The 22,686-nt window shown below is 69.4% G+C and carries 10 protein-coding genes; 5 read left to right on the top strand and 5 right to left on the bottom strand.

The window, feature by feature from the left end; all coding sequences use genetic code 11:
* Positions 1-19: 19 nt before the first annotated feature.
* Positions 20-1,138 (bottom strand): hypothetical protein, encoded by a 1,119-nt coding sequence (locus G4D83_RS43370; RefSeq protein WP_163870836.1) that lies wholly within the window; start codon positions 1,136-1,138, stop codon positions 20-22.
* Between the two features lie 116 nt (positions 1,139-1,254).
* Here G4D83_RS43370 and G4D83_RS43365 point away from each other — a divergent pair, with 116 nt between their 5' ends.
* Positions 1,255-1,872 (top strand): LURP-one-related family protein, encoded by a 618-nt coding sequence (locus G4D83_RS43365; RefSeq protein ID WP_163870835.1) that lies wholly within the window; start codon positions 1,255-1,257, stop codon positions 1,870-1,872.
* A gap of 42 nt (positions 1,873-1,914) precedes the next feature.
* Here G4D83_RS43365 and G4D83_RS43360 read toward each other — a convergent pair whose 3' ends face one another.
* From G4D83_RS43360 to G4D83_RS43345, 4 genes are all read right to left on the bottom strand, one after another.
* Positions 1,915-2,994, bottom strand: coding sequence for an ATP-binding response regulator (locus G4D83_RS43360; RefSeq protein WP_163870834.1), 1,080 nt, complete (start codon positions 2,992-2,994; stop codon positions 1,915-1,917).
* Entirely contained in the window at positions 2,991-4,454 is a 1,464-nt protein-coding gene (locus tag G4D83_RS43355; RefSeq protein ID WP_163870833.1) for an ATPase domain-containing protein, read from the bottom strand. The genes G4D83_RS43360 and G4D83_RS43355 overlap by 4 nt, the downstream gene beginning before the upstream one ends.
* Before the next feature lie 236 nt (positions 4,455-4,690).
* The gene (locus G4D83_RS47360; RefSeq protein ID WP_420826706.1) at positions 4,691-5,011 is read right to left on the bottom strand and encodes a hypothetical protein; all 321 of its coding nucleotides are present in this window, start codon (positions 5,009-5,011) and stop codon (positions 4,691-4,693) included.
* A 355-nt stretch (positions 5,012-5,366) separates the two neighbouring features.
* Complete coding sequence (locus tag G4D83_RS43345) at positions 5,367-6,875, bottom strand: hypothetical protein (RefSeq protein ID WP_163870828.1); 1,509 nt, start codon at positions 6,873-6,875, stop codon at positions 5,367-5,369.
* Positions 6,876-7,142: 267 nt separating this feature from the next.
* Between G4D83_RS43345 and G4D83_RS43340 the strand changes: the two genes are divergently transcribed.
* The 4 genes from G4D83_RS43340 to G4D83_RS43325 all read left to right on the top strand — a co-directional run.
* Positions 7,143-8,174: an aldo/keto reductase gene (locus G4D83_RS43340; protein WP_240357147.1), complete on the top strand. Its 1,032-nt coding sequence runs from the start codon at positions 7,143-7,145 to the stop codon at positions 8,172-8,174.
* A 253-nt stretch (positions 8,175-8,427) separates the two neighbouring features.
* On the top strand, positions 8,428-9,111 hold the full coding sequence (locus G4D83_RS43335) for a putative 2OG-Fe(II) oxygenase (protein WP_163870831.1): 684 nt from the start codon (positions 8,428-8,430) through the stop codon (positions 9,109-9,111).
* 175 nt (positions 9,112-9,286) lie between these two features.
* Positions 9,287-10,693, top strand: coding sequence for a cytochrome P450 (locus tag G4D83_RS43330; RefSeq protein WP_163870830.1), 1,407 nt, complete (start codon positions 9,287-9,289; stop codon positions 10,691-10,693).
* A gap of 84 nt (positions 10,694-10,777) precedes the next feature.
* Positions 10,778-22,686, top strand: an 11,909-nt coding sequence (locus tag G4D83_RS43325; RefSeq protein WP_163870829.1) for a non-ribosomal peptide synthetase, incomplete at its 3' end; no start/stop codon positions are given.

Genomic DNA, 22,686 nt, shown 5'->3' with positions numbered 1-22,686 from the left:
CGGAGGGAGGCAGTCTGGCTCAGCTGTCGAGCTGCTCCGGCGTGACGCAGGCCGCGCCGAGGTCCAGGTCCTCCAGCGGGATGCGTTGGATGTGCTCGCGAGGCTCGTACTTGGAATTGAGGCCGTCGCGATACTTGTGCGAGCCGCTCTCGTACGTCACCCACAGCTCGCCATCGATGACGTTCACGCCCTGGGCATACGGGTCGATCAACCCGTTGCCGATGTCCACGCGGTTGTCGATGTTCGCCGTGAAGGAGTCCTCGCTGGCCTCGAACGGCTGGTAGATGAGCTTCTGGTCGCCCGTGGTGAAGATGATCGCGCCGTCGACCACCGTCATGCCCTGCGCGCGGTCCGGCGCACGGATGGGACCCTGCCGCGAGTCCTGGATGAGCTCACCTGTCTTCTCGTCGAGCTTGTAACGCCAGACAGCGCCCGCCTTGCCATCGCCATCCTTGCTGTAGCTGCCGATGTACGCGTAGCCGTCCTTCACGGTCATGTAGCTGCCAGCGGAGACCAGGTCCATGCCGGTGGCGGGGTCCTTCACGCCCTCGGGGAACGGAACCTCCATCACCTGGGAGGCCTGTGCCACGGTCCCCGTCTTCGCCGCCCGCTCCAACTCCTCGCGCGTATAGACGTAGATGCCCCGGGTGTCGGAGACGTAGACGAACTCACCGTCCGTCGAGACACCACCGCCATGTGTGGGCTTGCCCTCCTCGGGGTGCTTGGGGTCGGTCCCACCGAGCTGCACCTGGAGCGACTCACTGCCCGAGTCCTTGTCCTGCACCGACAGCAACACATCGTGGTCGTCGGAGTAATACGTCGTGAGCACTTCACCGCGCTTCGCGTCGTACCCTTGCCCCTGGGGCGTCCAGCCCGCGTCCAGATGCAGCAGCTCCGGACCGACGGGCGCCGAGCCACTCGTGGAAGTCGCGGCAGTCGCCACTCGCGCGGAATCCGCGACCGCGGCCTGGGGCCCGATGCCCGTGAGATTCACGGGGCTGGGCCTGGCGGCGTCCAGGCCATCCTTGAAAAAGGGCGCGGGGGCTGGAGGCGTCACGGGAGCCTCGGCCGCCGGCGCCTTCTTGGCGTCCGTCTGGGTCGTGGGGGTGGCGACGCGGCGAGGAATCGAGGGGATCAAGAGCAGGCCTCCGGGTATTCGATTCTCTCAGAATGAGGACCGGGAGTTGCGTCCTCACGGACCCTGCCCTGGTGGGCTTGGGCCAGCGGACCCGGATTTTGCTATGGGAGGGCCCCATGTCCTCCGCACTCCAAACCCGTTCCCCCAGCACGCTGGCCCCCGGCCGCTTTGGCCAGACGCGCTACATGATTCGCCGGCAGTTCTTCAAGCTGTTCGGTGGCGCCTTCCACATCTACGACGAGGCGGGCAACCTCGCGTTCTACTCCAAGATGAAGGCCTTCAAGCTGAAGGAGGACCTGCGCATCTACGGCGATGAGGACATGCGCGAGGAGCTGCTCACCATCAAGGCCCGAGGCATCCTCGACTTCGGGATGACCTACGACGTGACGGACGCCGTCTCGGGAGAGCGCGTGGGCGCGCTGCGCCGCAAGGGCCTGCGCTCCCTCCTCCGAGACCAGTGGCTCGTCCTGGACACGAACGACCAGGAGGTGGGGAAGATTGAAGAGGACAGCATCATGCTGGCGCTCGTGCGCCGCCTGCTCACCAACCTGGTGCCCCAGTCCTTCTCCGGCACGCTGGGCACCACGCAGGTCCTCGCCTTCCACCAGCGCTTCAACCCGTTCATCCAGAAGATCGATTTGGACTTCTCGATGGACGACCGGCACGCGCTGGACCGGCGGCTCGGCATCGCCGCGGCGGTCCTGATGTGCGCCATCGAAGGCCGTCAGCAGTAACCCTCGGGAGGGGGACCGGGAGGAACATCCCGGCCCCCTTCTTCAGGAGCGGAGGGGCAGTCGGAGGGTGAAGGTGGAGCCCTCGCCCATCTGCGAGCGGGCGGCCAGCGAGCCACCGTGAAGCCGCGCGAGCGACGAGGCGATGAACAGGCCCAGTCCATGGCCTCGCCCCTGTTGACTGTCCGCCCTGCGGAAGCGGTCGAAGACGTGGGGCAGCGAAGCGGCCGGGATTCCCACGCCCTTGTCCCGCACATGGATGAGGACCGCGCCCGGGTCCAACGCCGTCCGGATGTCCACCTCGCGAGAGTTGCCGCGATACTTCACCGCATTGGACAGCAGGTTGTTGAGGATCTGCCGCGTCCGCTCCGCGTCGAAGGACACCTGCTCCGGAGGCTCTTGCGCCTCCAGCCGGAAGGTCACCTCCGGCTGGGCCTCGGACCAGTCCTGGACGACCTCCTGGAGGAAGGGAACCAGGGGCGCGGGCACGCGCTGGAGCTCCAGCTTTCCATCCGCCAGCCGTGAGGCGTCCAGGATGGAGGTCACCAACCCATTCATCTGGTCGAGCTGGCGCATCACCGACTCCGCGGAGCGCTGCTCGTCCTCGGAGGCGCCGCGCTTGAGCAGCCTGCGCAGCAGGAGCTGGACGTTGAGCCGCGCGGAGCTCAGCGGTGTCTTCAGCTCGTGTGCGACCCAGTTGAGCATCTCCTCGCGCGCCGCGCCCAAGGAGGAGGCGGACTCGCGCGAAGGCGGAGGGGTGTCCGGCAGGGTCCGGTCGTGACGGGCCAGCGCGGCGGTGACGGTTCTCTCGAAGGTGGCCAGGTCCACCGGCTTGGCCAGGAACGTCTCCGCCTCTTCGCGACCGGGTGGTCGCGCCGCGCTGAGCAGCACGAACGGCACGTGCGCCAGGGCGGGCTCCGAGCGCATCGCATAGAACAACTGCATCCCCGTGCGCCGGGGCATCATGTGGTCGCTGATGACCAGGTCCGGAGGCTCCGTGCGCGCGAGCATCAGGGCCTCCTCGCCATTGCTCGCGCGCACGACGCGGTGGCCCAGGTCCTCCAGCACCTCGGAGAACACTTCCAGGAGCGCCTCTTCGTCCTCGGCGATGAGGATCAGGCTCATGTCGTGCTCCCCCCGATGGTGGTTCCCACCGGACGGGCCTGCCCCGTCAACAATCCCTGGGAGGAACGCATGGGGGCGAGCACTCGCAGGCCCGTGTCGGCCACCTCGAACTCGCGCACGGTGCTGTCGTACTTGCTGTCGCGCATCTTCAGGATGGAGATGATTCTGTGCAGGCGGCCGTGCAGCTCCACGAAGCGCAGCAGCAGCACGTTCTCCGCCAGCATGGCCACGGGCGAGTCGCTGAAATCCAGCTCGGTGCCCACGATCTTGGACACCTCGCGGGTGAACAACGACGTCACCCCCAGTTGTCGCAGGCGCAGCGCGAGGGTCGCCAGGAAGGGGCGGCGTCGCTCGCCCTCCATGATGGACTGCTCCAGTTCCGCCAGCCCATCCAGGACGACGCGCTTCACGCCCCGCTCCTCGATGCGCTGGAGGACGCGGCGGACGAGGACGTCGGCCTCGACCTCCACGGGCAGCTCATTGATGATTTCCAGCATCCCTGACTCGTATGCGGGCCGCATGTCCAGCCCCACCCGCAGCGCTCGGGCGAGCACGCGCTCGGGTGAGTCGAAGAACGAGACGAAGAGCGACTTCTCCCCACGGCGAGCGCCGTCCAGCGCGAAGTACGACGCCAGCAGCGTCTTGCCGATGCCCATGCTCCCGGCGATCAACGTGGCGCTGTTGGACGGAAAGCCGGCGTACATCAAGGCGTCCAGCTCCGGGAGCCCGAAGCCCCTGCGCTCGTGGTCCAGAGGCGCTTCCGGCAAGGCTGGCAGCGTCGCCTCCAGTCGAGGCACGAAGTCCACGCCCTGCGTGGTGATGCGCATGACGTGCTCACCCAGCAGGTGCGGACGACCGCGCAGCTTCACCACCTCCACCCGGCGCATGCGGAGCGCGCCCTGGCTCCGGACGGACACCGCCACGATGCCATCCATGGTGGTGGCTTCCGGCAGCTCCATCAGTCGCTGGAGCGGATACTCCGTGGTGAAGATGCCGATGCAGTTGAGCGCCGCCAGGCCGAGCCCCAGCTCGTAGAGGAACTCGCGCAGCCGCGCCTCGTCCTGCCACAGGTCGCGGATGGAGCGCAGGCCGTCGATGAAGAGCAGGCGGGCGCCTCGCTCGCGCACCGTCTGGAGGAGCAGGTCTCTTGCTTCCTTGGCGCCCCGTTTCAGCGCCGAGTAGGCGCTGATGAGGAACAGGTTTTCGCCCAATACCTCGGGCTTGTGGAAGGCGAAGCCGGACAGCGCTTCCACCAGCTTGTCATGAGGCTCGGAAGTGACGGTGACCGCCACGACGGGGATGCCCCGCGTCGCGGCCGCGAAGGCCACCTGGCTGCACAGCACCGTCTTGCCGCTGCCGGGCGTGCCGGTGACGATGATGGACTGGCGATGAGGCAGCCCACCCGCCAGGAGCACGTTGAGGCTGGGGATTCCGGTGTCGAAGTTCTGCGGCGGACTCATTGGGGAATTCCGGGGAACGTGAGGACCCAGGTGTGGGGGGCCCGGGTCAAGAGGTGTGCGCGCGCGAGCACACAGGGCCCAACCTGCGGTTGACTCGGGCCACTTGCCAGCCCGAACAACCGTTCGACGTCCCCGGATTGTTCAGCAGTCGGCAATCTTCAGCCCCGCCGGGCTGGGTGCTGGACCAGCGAAAGGCTGGACGCCTGCCACATGCCGTCCAGCCCCGTGCGCCGGACCTAGCGCGCGGTCCCCTGGCACCAGCCGGATGAACTGCACGTGCGACGACCATCACACTGGCAGGCGTTGGAGCAGCGGTTCGAGCCCCCCGAGTTCCAGGCCTCGTTCCAGTGGTACTGGGGACTGGTGCAGCTCACGGAAGGACGCGCCGCGCCCTGGCACCACCCCCACTGGCTGCAGGTGCGCATGCCGTCACACTGACAACTGTTGTTGCACCGGTAGGCCCCGCCCGGGTTCCGGGTCTCATCCCGATAGTAATTGTAGAAGTCGCACGGCCCGGCGAGCTCCTGTGACTGCGTTTCGACAGAGGCCTCATCCATCAGGACAGGCTCCGTCACTTCATCGACAGACTCAGGAGCCCCGCCACCACACGCCGAAGAGAACGCCAGGACCAGGGACACCACGGACAACACCACACCGCGCGACACATGACGCTGAGAAACCACGACAACCTCCAGGAAAACCCGCTTCTCGGAACGGACCGGTAAAACGGGCCGCACATAAATCAATCGAGAAAGCGAGACGCAACCCAACCTCCACGCGCGACGGATTGTGGATGTTATTGGCGTTGACTGGAGCGCATCAGGGTGCCCGGAAGAGCCCCGCAGCCTTGTCTGACCATGCCCGCACACCTGGAGGGCATGGCCAGACATCGTCAGGGCGGAGACCGCTGGCTCAATCGTTGAGCCCGAGCTCGCGGTTCTCCAGGGACGTCAACCGGGCGGCGTCGTAGAGGCTGCGGAGAATGGGATTGGAGATCTGCTCCCCGAAGAGGCGGTGGAAGGGAATGGCGTCCTTCGGGTCGTCCGCGTGCTCCTTCAGCGCATTCACGACCCACTTCTCGATCTGGTCGATGGTGAGGTCCTGGAGCTTCCCGGCGCCGGGGAGTTTCGAGCTGGGGAGCAGCCCCTTGAGCTTGAAGAGCAGGCCCACCAGTCCCTCGACGGCCTCGTTGCGCTTGTCCAGCTCCTCGACGGCCAGAAGGAAGCCACCCTCAATCGCTCCCACGAGACTGCCCATGGTCCGGGCCAGGCGCTGGGTCTCCTCCGACGGAGAGCGGGCCTGGGCCTGCGTCTCCAGCGCCTGCTGCATCTCGCTCAGCTTCCCCGTGACGAACTCATGGAACGCCTCCTGTCCTTCGTAGGCGGGCTCCGTGAAGAGCGTGCGGGTAAAGAACTCGGAGAGCTTTCCGGCACCGTGGCTGCCAATGGACCCGGAGGCGTCCTCGAGCGCGGAGAGAATCGCGTCCGCGTTGCGTTGGAAGAACCGGGCCGCCGCCGCGCGGGAGTCGGAGTTCTCCCCCAAGTGGCTGATGCTGTCCATGAACACCTGGAGGGACTGCTCGGTGGGAGGCTGGATGGCGCTGGCCGCGTCCAGGAGCTTGCCGAGCGCGGAGCCGCCGCCGATGACGATGGGGTCCTCGAGGTTCTTGAGCAGGAGCGGAACGATGTCCGGGTGGCGCTCCAGGAACTTCTGGAGCTCGGCCGGGGGAAGCCCCGCGAGGGCCGTGGCGATGGCGACGGAGCGCGCCGGGTCCTCGGCGTTGCTGGCCGTCATGATCTCCAGCTCGCGCTCCACATAGGCGTTGATGAGCTCGGGGTTCCCCGTTCCGGCGATGATGTTCGCCAGCGTCTCGTGCGTCTCACCCCCCCAGGAGCCGTTGCCGTGGGAGCCGACCGCCTCCGTCAATTCGTCGAGGGTGAGCGCGCCCGAGCGGTAGGCCGCGTCAACGGCCTTGGAGAGGAGCTTCTGGTCCTCGGGGCTCAGCTTCCCCGCCTTGTCGAGGAGGTTGCCGGCCGGCGCGCCGTATTCGAAGAGCATGTCCATGAAGGCCGCTTGCTGCGCGGGGTCTGGATGGGCCTTCAGCCACTCGGTGATGTAGGAGGGGTCCTCGCGGTTCGTCGCGTTTTCGAGGGCCTTCCTCGCCGCGGCCTCCTCCTCACGACTCAGGACCGGAGCGGGTGTCGCGGCGATCTGGTTCGCCGTCGCCGTCGGATTGCCCAGGCTGGCCAGCGCCCGCTGGGTCAGTGGTGCCCCCTGAAAGGCATCCACGGTGGCGCCGTTCAGGCGAGAGCGCTCCGCGACGCTGTTCCCGGCAGTGCTCTTGGCCGCGGTGGACGCGGGCTCCTGCTTCTGCGTCGCCCCCACGTTCGTGCGAGGGTTTCGGTCGATGCGGGTGGACATGGCCAGCTCTCTCCCAGTGGCGAATGAAATGCACTGCCACCGGAGTTGTCGGCCCTGGGCGCGGACTTGTTTCCTCGGGCCTCATTCCCGGCGGGACGGGCCTCCAATGACGCACCCGGCAGAGGACGAACTTCCAGACGTGCTTCCCAAAAAGGTGAAGGGCTCGCACGAGACATCCCTGGAACACCCGTAGCGCATCATGCGTGGCTGGAGTAGTTCACGGGGCGCCGCCATCCATCCCGGACGCGGATGACACCGGAGAGCTGCATGCGTATGGAATACCGCAGGCTGGGACAAAGCGGGTTGAGAGTGTCGACGCTGTGCTTCGGGACCATGGCGCTCGGCGAGCCATTGGAGGGCTCGGCCAGCCAGGGCTTTGGTACGGACGAGAAGACCTCCCTTGCCATCCTGGATCGGGCCCTGGAGGTGGGCATCAACTTCCTGGACACGGCCAACGTGTACGGGATGGGGGTCTCGGAGACCCTGATTGGGAAGTGGTTCGGGCAAGGCAACGAGCGGAGGGACCAGATGGTGCTGGCCTCCAAGTTCCGTCTGCGCTTGATGCCGGGGCCGAACAACGCGGGGGGCTCGCGACTCAGCCTGCGCACCTCGGTGGAGGACAGCCTGCGGCGGCTGAAAACGGACCGCATCGACCTGTATCAGGTGCACATGCAGGACGTGGACACGCCCGTGGAGGAGACGCTCCGTGCCATGGAAGACCTCGTGCGCCAGGGCAAGGTGCTCTACATCGGCGCCAGCAACTATGCCGCCTACCGGATGGTGGACGCCCTGTGGACGAGCCGCCACCTGGGGCTGTCCCGGTTCGTGTCGCTCCAGGCGCAATACAGCCTGGTGGTGCGCGATGCCGAGCGTGAGTACCTGCCGCTCTGTGAGCATTTGGGCGTAGGCCTCCTCGCCTGGGCACCGCTCGCCTCGGGCTTCCTGTCCGGCAAATATCGCCAGGGACAGGAGCCGCCAGAGGCCACTCGACTGGCGGTGGAGAGCGAGCGCAGGGCGGAGTTCGACACCCCTCGCAACTGGCGTGTCCTGGCCGAAGTGGAGGCCGTGGCGAAGGAGCTGGACGCCACTCCCGCCCAGGTGTCACTCGCCTGGTTGCTACACAAGAAGGCCGTCACGTCCGTCGTGTTCGGGGCGCGCAGCGTGAGCCAGTTCGACGAGAACCTGAAGGCGGCGGCCTTGAAGCTGGACGCCTCGCAGATGAAGCGGCTGGATGCGGCGGGCGTGCTGGACCCCGGCACCCCCTATGCCTTCATCCGGCACATGCAGGGCCGCTGGTAGCCCGCGCTCTTGATTCCGGTGACCGCAGTCTCTCCCCTGCATCCCAAGGAAGCAACTCCCAGGGCTATTCCCAGTTTTTCGGCTCTTTTGCTAGGATTGTCCGGGAACCGCATGACTGAACCATGCGGCCCCTTCAGCACAGTCACGACACCTCGCGAAAAGGCACAGGGCAGAACCGATGGAGAAAATCGTCAAGGCAGAAGTGATGTGGCCGACCACCACCTTGGCGATCCACTTCAAGGATTCCAAAGAGTTGAACGAAGGGCTCGCGCGAATCATCCGGGAGAAGGAGCAGGAGATTCTCGCGAAGCACAAGCCGACGCTGGTGGCGGGCATCAAGCAGGGCCTGACGGCGTACTGGCTGGAGTTCAACGTCCTCAACTGGGAGTACCCTGAGATCGCCGAGTTCCGTAAGCACGTGCTGGAAGGAATCCGCGAGACATTCAAGTTGCAGGGCGAGAATCCGGACGACCCCGGCATGCAGATTGTCGGCATCTCCTGCTGGGCGAACGTGTTGCGGTACGGGGAGTTCCTCGAGGTCCACCACCACGACCCCTCGTACATCAGCGGCCATTACCAGGTGCAGACGGGTTACGGCCCGGGTGAGGCGCCGGACGAGTCCGAGGGCGGTCAGACGGTGTACTTCCGTCCCGGCTTCCTGGACCGCAGCCACGGAGGGAAGGCCGCGGGGCAGACCAGCCCGTGGGACAACGACTGGCGAGTGAGTGTCACCCCCGTCGAGGGCAAGCTCTTCTTCTTCCCCAGCTACGTCCGACACGAGGTGCGGCCCTACCTGGGCAAGCACGAGCGCATCTCCATCGCGATGGATATCTTCGTGAAGAAGCAGGAAGCGCTGATGTATTTCGGCGGGCCTCGCTGGTTCATCCCGGGCAAGGCCCCCGCTCCCGCGCGGCGCGCGATGCCCGTCGGAAAGTAGGCCGCCTCCGGGTGGAAGGCCGCTCCCCGCCAGGTGCGAGCGGCCCTTCCGCTGGAGCGTATTCCATCCCCCACCGCGCGGGAGCCCTGCTCCCTCTCGCAAAGCCACCCGCACGGAGGCGGCACGGGTTCGATCCGCGCCCGTGCCCCTGACGCGCTCCGCTGGAGACACCACGATGACCACCGGGAAAGACCTCTTGACCCTCCCACCCGGGCCCAAGGGAAAGCCGTTGTTCGGCAGCATGCTGGAGGCGCAGGCCGACCCGCTTGGCTTCTTCGGACGAACCTTCCAGCAATATGGGGATGCGGTCCGCATCCGGGTCGGTCCACGACAGACCGTCTTCCTGTTGAGCCACCCGGACTACGTGAAACATGTCCTGGTCGACAACGCGCAGAACTACCCCAAGCCGCACAACCCGCCGGGCAAGCTGCTCGGAAAGGGGCTGTTCCCCAGCGAGGGCGAATTCTGGCGCCAGCAGCGGCGATTCATCCAGCCGGCCTTCCACCCCGAGCGGATGGCGGCGCTGGTCCCCACCATGGTGGACAGCGTGCGGAAGATGTTGGACCGGTGGGAGGCCCGGACGCGCACGGGAGAGGTCTTCGACATCGCCAACGACATGACCCGGCTGTCGCTCTCCATCGTCGGCCGCGGCGTCTTCACCGACGACATGGTGGAAGAGCAGCCGGAGATCCTGGAGGCGTGCCAGGAAATCGTCCGGATGCAGAACATGCGGCGCAAGTGGTGGATGGTGTACCTCATCACCGCGCTGAAGCTCCGCACGCAGCGCCGCAAGCGCTTCCGCGCGGGAATCGCCACCCTGGACGCCGCCGTGTACGCGGCCATCGCCAGCCGCCGCCAGAACCCCACGGCCCATCCCGACATGCTCGGCCAGATGATGGCGGCTCGGGACCCGAAGACGGGCGACGGCATGAGCGACGAGCAGCTTCGCGACGAGTGCGTCAACCTCTTCTTCGCGGGCCATGAGACCACGGCCGTGGCGCTGGCGTGGACCTGGCTGCTGCTCAGCCAGCACCCCGAGGTGGAGCAGCGGATGCGCGACGAGATCGTCTCCACCCTCGGCGACAGGCCCCCGCAGCTCCAGGACCTGCCGAAGCTTCGCTACATCACCGCGGTGTTCGAGGAGGTGCTGCGACTGTACCCCCCCGCGTGGGTGATGGCCCGACAGGCCAAGGAGCAGGACAAGCTGGGCGCCTACGACGTGCCGGCGGGCACCGTCATGATGATGATGCAGCCCATCGTCCACAAGCACCCGGCGTTCTGGGAAGAGCCGGAGAAGTTCATGCCGGAGCGCTTCATGCCGGAGAGCGCCGGGAAGCGGCCGCGCTTCGCGTACTTCCCCTTCGGCGCGGGCCAGCGGCTGTGCATTGGCAGCAACATGGCCCTGATGCAGTCCACCGTGGCGCTGACGATGATGCTTCAGCGCTTCAAGGTGAATGTCGTGCCGGGACAGACGGTGATTCCAGACCCCGTCGTCACGCTCCGTTCACGCCATGGGCTCCAGGTGTCCGTGAGCCCTGCTCCCGCCGCCTCCGGCCCGCTGCGGGCCTCGTCGGCCCGCTGAACCCAACTCTTCCGGAAAGTCACATGCGGGAGCGGATGCTCGCGGCCCCGGATGGCACGGACGCTGCGCCTGGAGTGAAGTCAGATGAGCAGTGACATTCTCAAGCGTCTCGCCTCCCTCCCCGCGGACAAGCGGGAACAGCTCATGCGGCAGCTGCGCGAGAAGTCGACTCGCGCCCAGCAGCCGGCCATCCCCGTCCAACCCCGCGGCGCGGATGCCTACCCGCTGTCCTTCTCACAGCAGCGGTTGTGGTTCTTCGACCGGATGGACCCGGGGAGCGCGGCGTACAACATCCCCGCGGCCGTCCGGATGGAGGGCGTCCTGGACGTGGCGGCGCTGGAGCGCAGCGCGTCCGAGGTCGTCCGCCGCCACGAGTCGCTGCGCACCACCTTCCGGCCCGGCCCGGAGAGCGCGGTCCAGGTCATCGCACCCGCGGCGTCCGTCACCCTCCCGGTCGTCGACCTGGGCCACCTGCCCGAGGACGCACGTGAGCCAGAGGCGCTCCGCCTGGCGCGCGAGGAGGCCCTGCGCCCCTTCGACCTCGTCCAGGGTCCGCTGATCCGCGGCACCCTGCTCCGGCTCGCCCCCCAGGACCACATCCTCCTGCTGACGATGCACCACATCGTCTCGGATGGCTGGTCCATGGGCGTCTTCATCCGCGAGTTCGCGGCGCTCTACGACGCCTTCCTCTCGGGCCGTCCCTCTCCCCTGCCCGAGCCCGGCCTCCAGTACGTGGACTACGCGGTGTGGCAGCGCGGCTGGCTCCAGGGCGAGGTGCTGGAGACGCAGCTCGGCTACTGGCGCCAGCAGCTCTCCGGGGCGCCGCAGGTGCTGGAGCTGCCCACGGACCACCCCCGTCCGGCGGTGCAGTCCTTCCGCGGCGCCACCGTGCCGGTGCGCCTTTCCAGGCAGGCCTCCGACGAGCTGAAGGCCCTGTGCCAGAAGGAGGGTGCCACGCCCTTCATGGCGCTGCTGGCCGCGTGGCAGGTGCTGCTCTCCCGCTACTCCGGGCAGGACGACATCTCCGTCGCCACCCCCATCGCTGGCCGCAACCGCCCGGGACTGGGTGGACTCATCGGCATCCTCATCAACACCCTGGTGCTGCGCTCCCAGGTGGAATGGACGCGGAGCTTCCGCCAGCTTCTGGTCCAGGTGCGGGAGATGACGCTGGGCGCCTTCGCCCATCAGGAGTTCCCTTTCGAGAAGCTGGTGGACGCGCTCCAGCCCCAGCGAAACCTCAGCCATACGCCGCTGGCGCAGGTGATGTTCGCGCTGCAGAACGCGCCGATGGCGCCCCTCTCGCTGCCCGGCGTGGTGCTGCGCCCGGTGGAGTCGGAAGGCACCGCCGCCAAGTTCGACCTGACGCTGACGCTGGTGGAATCAGAAGAGGGCTTCCACGGCGTGGTGGAGTACGCCACCGACCTGTTCGACGCCGCCACCGCCGGCCGCATCGCCGCCCACGCCCAGGGCCTGTTCGAGGCGCTCGCCGCGCGGCCGGACGCTCCGCTCTCCGTCCACGGCCTGCTCACCGGCGCCGAGCGGCACCAGGCGCTGGAGGCGTGCAACGCCACCGCGTACGACTACCCGCGCGACGCCTGCATCCACGAGGTCTTCGCCCAGCAGGTGGCCCTGCGCCCCGACGCCATCGCCCTGGAGGACGCCTCCCATCAACTGACGTACCGTCAGTTGGACGCCCAGGCCAACTCGCTCGCCTGGCTGCTGCAACGCCAGGGCGTGGGCCCCGACTCTCGCGTCGCCCTCTGCCTGGAGCGCTCCGTCGAGCTCGTCGTCTCCCTGCTGGCCATCCTCAAGGCCGGTGGCTGCTACGTCCCCCTCGACGCCTCCTACCCCCGCCAGCGCCTCACCCAGATGCTGGAGGACTCCCAGCCCCAGGTCCTCATCACCTCCCGCGCCCTGGCCTCCCAGCTCCCCTGCGAAGGCATGGCGTGCCTCTTCATCGAGGAGCTCACCGAGGAGCTGGCAGGGCTTCCCGCGTCGCCTCCGCCCTGCGCCACCACCTCGCGCAACCTGGCCTATATCGACTTCACCTCCGGCTCCACCGGCAGGCCCAAGGGCGTCTGCATCGAGCACCGCTCCGTCATGCGCCTGCTGCTGGGCCGCGTCGACTACATGGACCTGGGGCCCGAGCACTCCTTCCTCCTCATCGCCCCCATCTCCTTCGACGCCTCCACGCTCGAGGTCTGGGGACCGCTGCTCCACGGCGGCCGGCTGGTCCTCTTCCCACCCCACGCGCCCAATGACGTGCGCGAGCTGCAGCTCGTCCTGGAGCGCCACCGCGTCTCCACGCTCCACCTCACCGCGGGCCTCTTCACGCAGATGGTGGATGCCCACCTGGAGGGCCTGGGCTCCGTCAAGCAACTGCTCACTGGCGGCGACGTCGTCTCCGCGCCCCACGTGCGCCGCGTGCTGGAGCGGCTGCGCATCCCGGTGACGGCCTGCTACGGCCCCACCGAGTCCACGCTGTTCGCCTCCTGCTTCCGCATGACGGAGCCCTCCCAGCCGGGCTCCTCGGTGCCCATTGGCACCCCCATTGGCAACACGCGGATGTACGTGCTGGACAAGCACCTGCACCCACTGCCCTTCGGCGTGCCCGGTGAGCTCTTCATCTCCGGCGATGGCCTGGCCCGGGGCTACCTGCGGCAGCCGGACCTCACCGCCGAGCGCTTCCTGCCCGACCCCTTCCACCCGCAGCCCGGCGCGCGCATGTACCGCACCGGAGACCTGGTGCGCCGCCGCGCCGACGGCGTGCTGGAGTTCCTGGGCCGCGCGGATACGCAGGTGAAGATCCGCGGCTTCCGCATCGAGCTGCCCGAGGTGGAGGCGGCGCTGCTGGCCCACCCGGCGGTCACCAAGGCCGTCGTCGTCGCGCGCGAGGACAAGGGCCTCAAGCGTCTGGTGGCCTACTTCGAGGGCCAGGCCCCCATCACCGAGCTGCGCGCCTTCCTCAAGCAGCGGCTGCCCGAGTACATGGTGCCCGCCGCCTTCATGCGCCTGGAAGCGCTGCCGCTGACGGACAACGGCAAGGTGGACCGCAAGGCGCTCCCCGCCGTGGACGGCGCGCAGGCGGAGCTGTCCTCCCAATACCTGCCGCCGCGCAACGCCGCGGAGAAGACACTGGCCGAGGTCTGGGCCCAGGTTCTGAACCTTCCCCAGGTCGGCATCCGCGACAACTTCTTCGAGCTGGGCGGCGACTCCATCATCACCCTGCAGGTGGTGGCGCGGGCGAGGCAGGCCGGACTGCAGCTGACTCCGCGCCAGCTCTTCCAGCACCAGACGGTGGAAGCGCTGGCCACGGTGGTGAAGGTGGCCCAGGCGTCGTCGGCCGAGCAGGGCCTGGTGCAAGGCCCGGTGCCCCTCACGCCCGTGCAGCACGGCTACTTCGAGCAGGCCCCTCGCCAGCCCCACCACTTCAACCAGGCCCTGCTGTTGGAGGTGCGCCGGCCCCTGGAGCCGGCCCTGCTGGAGCAGGCCCTGGGCAAGCTGGTGGAGCACCACGACTCCCTGCGCCTGCGCTTCACCCGCCAGCCCGACGGCGCCTGGCACCAGGAGTCCCCGGGCCCGCAGGCCCCGCCGCGCCTGCGCCGGGAGGACCTCTCCGGCGTCGCTCCGGAGGACCTCGCCTCCGCCATCCAGGTCGTGGCCAATGACGTGCAGCGGAGCCTCGTCCTGGACGAGGGGCTGCTGCTGCGCGCCACCCTCATGGACCCTGGCGCGGGACAGCCGTCCCGCCTGCTGCTCGTGGCCCATCACCTCGTGGTGGATGCCGTCTCCTGGCGAGTCCTCATGGAGGACCTGGAGGCCGTCTACCAGCAGCTCGCCCAGCGCCAGCAGCCCGCCCTCCCTCCGAAGACGACGTCCTTCAAGGCCTGGGCGGAGAAGCTCCAGCGGCACGCCCGCTCCGAGTCCGTTCAACAGGAGCTGACCTACTGGCTGAGCGGCGCGCGCGCGGAGGTCCAGCCGCTGCCGGTCGACAAGGCGTCCGCGCCCGAGACCAACACCTTCGGCTCCAGCCAGTCCGTGGACTTCTCGCTGGAGGTGGAGGAGACGCGACTGTTGCTTCAGGACGTGGCCACCGCGTACCGGGCCCGCCTGGAGGACGTGCTCCTCACGGCGCTCGCCCACGCCCTGTCGCGCTGGACGGGCCGGCACCACGTGCTGGTGGAGCTGGAAGGCCACGGCCGCGAGGACCTCTTCGAGGGCGTGGACCTGTCTCGCACCGTCGGCTGGTTCACCGCCACCTACCCCGTCTTCTTCCAACTGCCTCCTTCGGGCTCGCCAGGGGACATGCTGCGCGCGGTGCGCGACGAACTGCGCCAACTGCCCAACAAGGGTTTGGGCTACGGGCTGCTGCGCCACATGGGCGAGGAGGACGCGGCGTCGCGCCTGCGCGCGCTGCCCCAGCCCCAGGTCTCCTTCAACTACCTCGGCCAGCTCGACGCGTCGACCTCGGCCTCCACCGCCTTCGCCTTCGCCAGGGAGTCCTCCGGCGCGTCACGCGACGCTGGCGACCCGCGCTCGCACCTGCTGGAGGTCGGCGGACGCGTCAGCGACGGGAAGCTCCACCTCTCCATCACCTACGGCGAGCACCTGCACGAGCGCACCACCATCGAGGGGTTGGCCCGCGACATGCTCGCCTCCCTGCGCGCGTTGATTGACGGCCGCGCGACCGGGGACGCGCTCCGATTCACGCCCGCGGACTTCCCCCTGGCGCGCCTGTCTCAGGCGGCGCTGGACCACGTGCTGCCCGCTGGCACGCCCGTGGAGGACCTCTACCCGCTGTCGCCCCTGCAGCACGGCATGCTGTTCGAGTCCCTGATGGCGCCCGGCTCCGGCGTCTACGTCACGCAGTGCGCGTGGACGTTCGGCGCGGGCGTCGACATGGCCGCCTTCCGTCTCGCCTGGAAGGCGGTGGTGGAGCGGCACGCCATCCTGCGGACCTCGTTCGCCTGGGACGGACTCGAGCAGCCCCTTCAGCGGGTGAGCCCGAACGCGGTGCTGCCGTGGGAGGAGCTCGACTGGAGCGAGCTGCCCACGTCCGAGCAGCAGGCCCGCTTCGACGCGCTGTTGGCCGCGGACCGCGAGCGCGGCTTCGACCTGGGCCAGCCGCCGCTGATGCGGCTGACCGTGATACGGCTGGTGGACGGCGCGTACCGCGTGCTCTGGAGCTCTCACCACCTGCTGCTGGACGGGTGGAGCCTCGGCATCCTCTTCAAGGAGCTGTTCACCGCCTACGACGCCGCCGTCGGTGGCCGCCAGCCCTCGCTGGAGCAGGCGTCGGCCTTCCGCGGCTTCATCGCCTGGCTGCGGCAGCAGTCCGAGGAGCGCACCCGGGAATACTGGCGCAAGGTCCTGAGCGGCTTCTCCTCGCCCACCCCGCTGCCGGGCGCGCTGCCTCCCCGACAGGACAGGGCCAGGCCTCGCAAGGGCAGTCAGGCCGTCTACCTGAGCGAGGAGAGCACCCGCGCGCTCCAGGCCTTCGTCCGGCAGCGCCAGCTCACGGCCAACACGGTGCTGCAAGGCGCCTGGGCCCTGGTGCTCTCCCGCCACGCCGGAGAGCCCGACGTCCTCTTCGGCGCCACCGTCTCCGGACGCGGCGCCGAGCTGCCCGGCATCGAGCACATGGTGGGCATGTTCATCAACACCCTGCCCGTGCGCATCCAGGTCGAGCCCCAGGTGCAGGTGCGGCAGTGGCTGGCGGACCTCCACGCGCGCATGCTCGAGCTGCGCCAGTACGAGCACACGCCGCTGGCCCTCGCCCAGACCTGGAGCGACGTGCCGCGCGGCTCGCGCCTGTTCGAGAGCCTCTACGTCTTCGAGAACTACCCCGTGGACGAGGCCGTCCGCTCCAGCGGGGGCCAGTACGACATCCGCGACTTCACCACCACCGAGCAGCCGGACCTGCCGCTCGTGGCGCTCGTGTCGCCCGGCTCGCGGCTGGAGCTGCGCCTCACGTTCGATGAGACCCGCTTCCCGCCCGGCACCGTGGACCGGCTGCTGCGGCACTGGCTGACGGCCCTGGAGGCGATGCTGGAGCGGCCCGAGGCCCTCCTGACCTCCGTGTCCCTGCTGTCGGAGCAGGAGCGCCAGCAGGTGCTGGTGGAGTGGAATGACACCCGCGTGGAGTACGCGCGCGACGTGTGCATCCACCAGCTCTTCGAGGACCAGGCCGCCCTCACCCCCGACGCCATCGCCCTGGACTTCGAGGGCCAACGGCTCACCTACGCCCAGCTCGACGCTCGCGCCAACCAGCTCGCGCACCACCTGCGCACGCTGGGCGTGGGCCCCGAGTCCCTCGTCGGCGTCTGCGTGGAGCGCTCGCTGGAGATGGTGGTCGCCCTGTTCGGCGTCCTCAAGGCCGGCGCCGCCTACGTCCCCATGGATCCCGCCTACCCGCGTGAGCGGCTGGCGTGGATGCTCGAGGACACCGCCGCGCCCGTCATCCTCCTCCAGGAGCACCTGAAGGACGTGCTGCCGCCGCACTCCGCCCACCTGCTCCGCCTGGATTCCGAGTGGGACATCGTGGCGCGCCAGCCGGAGTCCCGCCCGGCCCCGCTGGCCGGCCCCGAGGCCCTGGCCTACGTCATCTTCACCTCTGGCAGCACCGGCCGCCCCAAGGGGGCCATGAATGCGCACGCGGGTGTCGTCAACCGTCTGCTGTGGATGCAGCAGCGCTACGGCATCACCGCCGCGGACACGGTGCTCCAGAAGACGCCGTTCAGCTTCGATGTCTCCGTCTGGGAGTTCTTCTGGCCCCTGATGGCGGGCGCGAGGCTGTTGTTGGCCCGCCCGGGTGGGCACCAGGACCCGGCCTACCTGGTGCGCGTGATGGAGCAGGAGCGCGTCACCACGGTGCACTTCGTGCCCTCGATGCTCCGTGCCTTCGTGGAGGAGCCAGGGCTTGAGGGGCTGACCGGGCTGCGCCGCGTGGTGTGCAGCGGCGAGGCCCTGCCCTCGGACCTGGTGCGCAAGGCGCACGCGCGCCTGCCGGTGGCGGAGGTGCACAACCTCTATGGCCCCACCGAGGCCGCGGTGGAGGTCACCGCCTGGGATTGCCCCAGGGGCGATGAGCGCCGGAGCGTGCCCATTGGCCGCCCGGTTCCCAACACCCGCATCCACCTGCTGGACCGCCATGGCCAGCCCGTGCCCCCCGGTGTGCCCGGGGAGCTCTTCATCGGCGGCGTGCAGGTGGGTCGTGGCTACTGGCGCCGGCCCCAGCTGACCGCCGAGCGCTTCATCCCGGACCCGTTCAGCGCCACGCCGGGCGCGCGGATGTACCAGACGGGCGACCTGGCGAAGTGGCTGCCGGATGGCACGGTGGAGTACCTGGGCCGCGCCGACTTCCAGGTGAAGCTGCGCGGCTTCCGCATCGAGCTGGGTGAAGTCGAGGCCGCGCTGCTCGCGTGGCCCGGCATGCGCGACACGGTGGCGGTGGTGCGCCAGGACGCGGCGGGAGATCAGCGCCTGGTGGCCTACGTCGTCGCGGACGGCGGGACGCTGGACGAGGCGGCGCTGCGGGACGCACTGCTGAAGCAACTGCCCGCGTACATGTTGCCTTCCACCTTCGTGCGGTTGGAGGCGCTGCCGCTGACGCCGAGTGGCAAGGTGGACCGCAAGGCCCTGCCCGCCCCGGAGGCCCCGGCGGCCGGTCGCACCCAATACGTGGCGCCGTCCACGCCCACCGAGTCCGCGCTCGCGGAGATCTTCGTTCAGGTGCTGGGCGTCGAGCGCGTGGGTGTGAACGACAGCTTCTTCGAGCTGGGCGGCCACTCGCTGCTGGCCACCCAACTGGTTTCCCGCATCCGCGCCAGCTTCGGCGCCGAGCTGCCCCTGCGAAAGCTGTTCGAGGCGCCCACCGTCCTCGGCCTGGCCCGGGAGGTGGACGTCGCCCGACTGGCCCGCCAGGGCCTGGCCCTCCCCGCGCTCACCCCGGTGCCCCGCACGGGCGAGCTGCCGCTGTCCTTCGCGCAGCAGCGCCTGTGGTTCATCGACCAGCTCGAGCCGGGGACGGCCCTCTACAACATCCCCACGGCGGTGCGGCTGGCGGGAGCGCTGGACGTGGAGGCCATGGAGCGGGCCCTCACGGACGTGGTCGCCCGGCACGAGGCGCTGCGCACCACCTTCACCTCGCGCGACGGCGAGCCCCTGCAGCGCATCCACCCGCCCGCGCGCATGCCGCTGCCCGTGGTGGACCTGCGGGACCTGCCCGCATCCGAGCAGCAGGACTCCGCCCGGAGACTGGCCCACGAGGAGGCCGTGAGGCCCTTCGACCTGGCCAACGGCCCGCTCCTGCGCGCCGGCCTGCTGCGGCTGGACGCGCATGAGCACGTGTTGCTGGTGACGATGCACCACATCGTCTCCGACGGCTGGTCCATGGGCGTGCTGGTGCGCGAGCTGGGCGCGCTGTACACGGCGCATGCCTCCGGCACCGAGGCACGCCTGCCCCCGTTGCCGGTGCAGTACGGTGACTTCGCGGCGTGGCAGCGCGGCTGGCTGCGCGACGAGGCCCTGGCGAAGCGGCTGGACTACTGGAAGCGCGAGCTCGGCGGCGCTCCCGCGCTGCTGGAGCTGGCCACCGACAGGCCCCGCCCCGCCGTGCAGTCCCACCGCGGCGCCCACGTGCCGGTGCGCCTGTCCGCGGAGCTGACCGGGGGCCTCCAGTCGCTGGGCCAGCGCGAGGGCGCCACTCCCTTCATGGTGTTGCTGGCCGCCTTCCAGGTGCTCCTGTCGCGCTACTCCGGCCAGGACGACCTCTGCGTTGGCTCGCCCATCGCGGGCCGGACCCAGGGACAGACCGAGGGCCTCATCGGCTTCTTCGTCAACACGCTGGTACTGCGCGCCCGCGTGCGGCCCGAGGCCACCTTCCGCGAGCTGCTCGCCCAGGTGCGCTCCACCACGGTGGGGGCCTACGAGCACCAGGACGTGCCCTTCGAGAAGCTGGTGGAAGAGCTGCAGCCCCAGCGCAGCCTCAGCCACTCGCCGCTGTTCCAGGTCATGCTGTCGCTGCAGACCACGCCCACGGCGTCCGCGAAGCTGGTGGGCCCCCCGGGCAGTGACCCGCTAGAGCTGCACCCCGTGGACACGGGACATCAGGCCGCGAAGTTCGACCTGACGCTGTTCCTGGGACACACGCCGGAAGGAATCGGCGGCACGCTGAACTACCGGACGGACCTCTTCGACGCGTCCACCGCCGCCCGGATGGTGGCGCACCTGACCACCCTGCTGGAGGCCGTGGCCGCCGCGCCGGACACCCGCGTGGGTGAGCTCTCCCTGTTGCCGGCCTCCGAGCGGTACCAGGTTCTGGAGTCCTTCAACGCCTCGCCAGCCCCCTTCTCCGCCGGGGGAGTCCTGCACGCCCTCATCGAGGAGCAGGCCGCGCTCAACCCCGGCAAGCCGGCGGTGCGCTGCGAGGAGCAGGTCCTCACCCATGGCGAGCTGGACGCTCGCGCCAACCAGCTCGCGTGGCACCTGCGCTCCCTGGGCGTGGGCCCCGAGCGGTGCGTGGCCCTGTGCCTGGAGCGCTCGGTGGACATGGTGGTGGCGCTGCTGGGCGTCTGGAAGGCCGGCGGCGCCTATGTGCCGTTGGATCCTTCCCAGCCTGCCCCGCGCCTGCGCTCGCTGGTGGACGAGGTCCGCGCACCGGTGGTGGTGACGGAGTCGCGGTACGCCGCGGCGTTCGGTGAGTCCCTCGCGCACCGGGTATTGGTGGACGTGGACGCCGCGACGCTGGCGGCGCAGCGCACGGATGCGCCGCCGCGCGAGTCCTCCGCGGACCACGTGGCCTACGTGCTGTTCACCTCGGGCAGCACCGGCCGGCCCAAGGGCGTCGCCGTGACGCACGCGCAGCTCGTCCAGTACGTGCGCGCGGCCACCGAGCGGCTGGGCCTGACGGAGTGCGCCAGCTTCGCCCTGGTGTCCACCTTCGTGGCCGACCTGGGCAACACGGTGCTGTTCCCCGCCCTCTGCACCGGCGGACTGCTGCACGTGCTCACCCAGGAGCGCGCCAGCAGCCCCGCCGGCGTGGCCGAGTACTTCGAGCGCCACCCCGTGGACTGCGTGAAGATCGTCCCCTCGCACCTGGCGGCGCTCATGACGGCGGCCGAGCCCCGGCACGTCCTGCCCCGCAAGAAGCTGGTGCTGGGCGGCGAGACCTCCACGTGGGCCCTGCTGGACCAGGTGCGCGCGCTGGCTCCCGACTGCGAGGTGTTCAACCACTACGGCCCCACCGAGACGACGGTCGGCGTGCTCGCGGGCCGCGTGGAGCAGCCCGCTCCGGGCATGGCTCCCACCACCGTGCCCCTGGGACGGCCGCTGGACCACACACGCCTGTATGTTTTGGATGGGCGCCTGCAACCGGTGCCCGTGGGCGTGCCCGGTGAGCTGTTCATCGGCGGCGCCCAGGTGACGCGCGGCTATCAGGGCCAGCCGGAGCTGACGGCCGAGCGGTACGTGCCGGACCCCTACAGCCCGGTGCCGGGCGCGCGCATGTACCGCAGCGGCGACAAGGTCCGCTGGCTGCTGGACGGCCGCATGGAGTTCATCGGCCGCGCCGACTTCCAGGTGAAGGTGCGTGGCTTCCGCGTGGAGCCCGGCGAGGTGGCCACTGCCCTGCGCGAGCACCCCGCCGTGTTCGAGGCACTGGTCGTGGCACGCGAGGACGTGCCCGGCGACAAGCGGCTCGTCGCCTACGTCGTCCCGTCCGAGCCCGTGCCCACCGAGTCACTCCGGGCCTTCCTGCAGGAGCGGCTGCCGGCCTACATGGTGCCCTCCGCCTTCGTCGCACTGGAGGCCCTTCCGCTGACGGCCAACGGCAAGGTGGATCGCAAGGCCCTGCCCGCTCCGGAGGCGCCCTCCAGCGAGGCCTCCTACGTCGCCCCGCGCACGCCCACCGAGGAGGAGATCGCCTCCATCTGGGCGGGGTTGCTGCGCGTGGAGAAGGTCGGCGTGCGCGAGGACTTCTTCGCACTGGGAGGCCATTCGCTGCTGGCCACGCAGGTGGTGTCGCGGCTGCGGCAGTCCTTCCAGGTGGAGCTGCCCGTCCGTGCCCTCTTCGAGGCCCCCAACGTGGCCGCGCTCGCCGAGCGCGTCGACTCCGCCCGGCGATCCGCCAGCGCGGGCCTGGCGCCCGCCATCGTCCCCGTGCCCCGAGGGGGCCCGCTGCCCGTGTCGTTCGCCCAGCAGCGCTTGTGGTTCCTCGACCAGTACCAGCCCGGCAGCGCCGTCTACAACATGCCCGCCGCGCTGCGCTTGGAGGGCTCGCTGGAGGTCGACACGCTGGAGCACGGCTTCGACCTGCTGGTCCGCCGCCATGAGTCCCTGCGCACCACCTTCACGGTACTGGACGGCGAGCCCATCCAGGTCATCCCCCCGGCCACGGACTTCTCGCTGCCGGTGGTGGACCTGAGCGCACTGGCTTCCGAGCAGCGAGAGGCCGAGGCACAGCGACTGATCGGCGTGGAGGTCATGCGGCCCTTCGACCTCGCCCAGGGCCCGCTCTTCCGAGCGCTGCTGTTCCGGCTCTCGGAGGAGCAGCACCTGCTGCTCGTGTGCATGCACCACATCGTGTCCGATGCCTGGTCCTCTGGCGTGCTCGTGCGCGAACTGGCGGAGCTCTACGCCGCGCGGACTTCTGGCACCCAGCCCCAGCTTCCACCGCTGCCGGTGCAGTACGCCGACTTCGCGGCCTGGCAGCGCAGCTGGCTGCAGGGGGACGTGCTTCAGCGTCAGTTGGACTACTGGCGTCACCAGCTCTCCGGTGCACCTGCCCTGCTGGAGTTGCCCACCGACAAGCCCCGCCCCTCCGTCCAGTCCCACCGCGGCGCTTCCGTCCCTGTCTCCTTCTCCCACTCCCTCTCCGAGGAGCTGCTCGCCTTCTGCCAGCGCCAGGGCACCACTCCCTTCATGACGCTGCTGGCCGCCTTCCAGCTTCTCCTCTCCCGCTACTCCGGCCAGGACGACGTCGTCGTCGGCGCTCC

This window comes from Myxococcus eversor (assembly GCF_010894455.1).
GTDB lineage: Bacteria > Myxococcota > Myxococcia > Myxococcales > Myxococcaceae > Myxococcus > Myxococcus eversor.
Note: the sequence above shows the minus strand (reverse complement) of the source record. Positions and strands in the feature narration are given on the sequence as shown.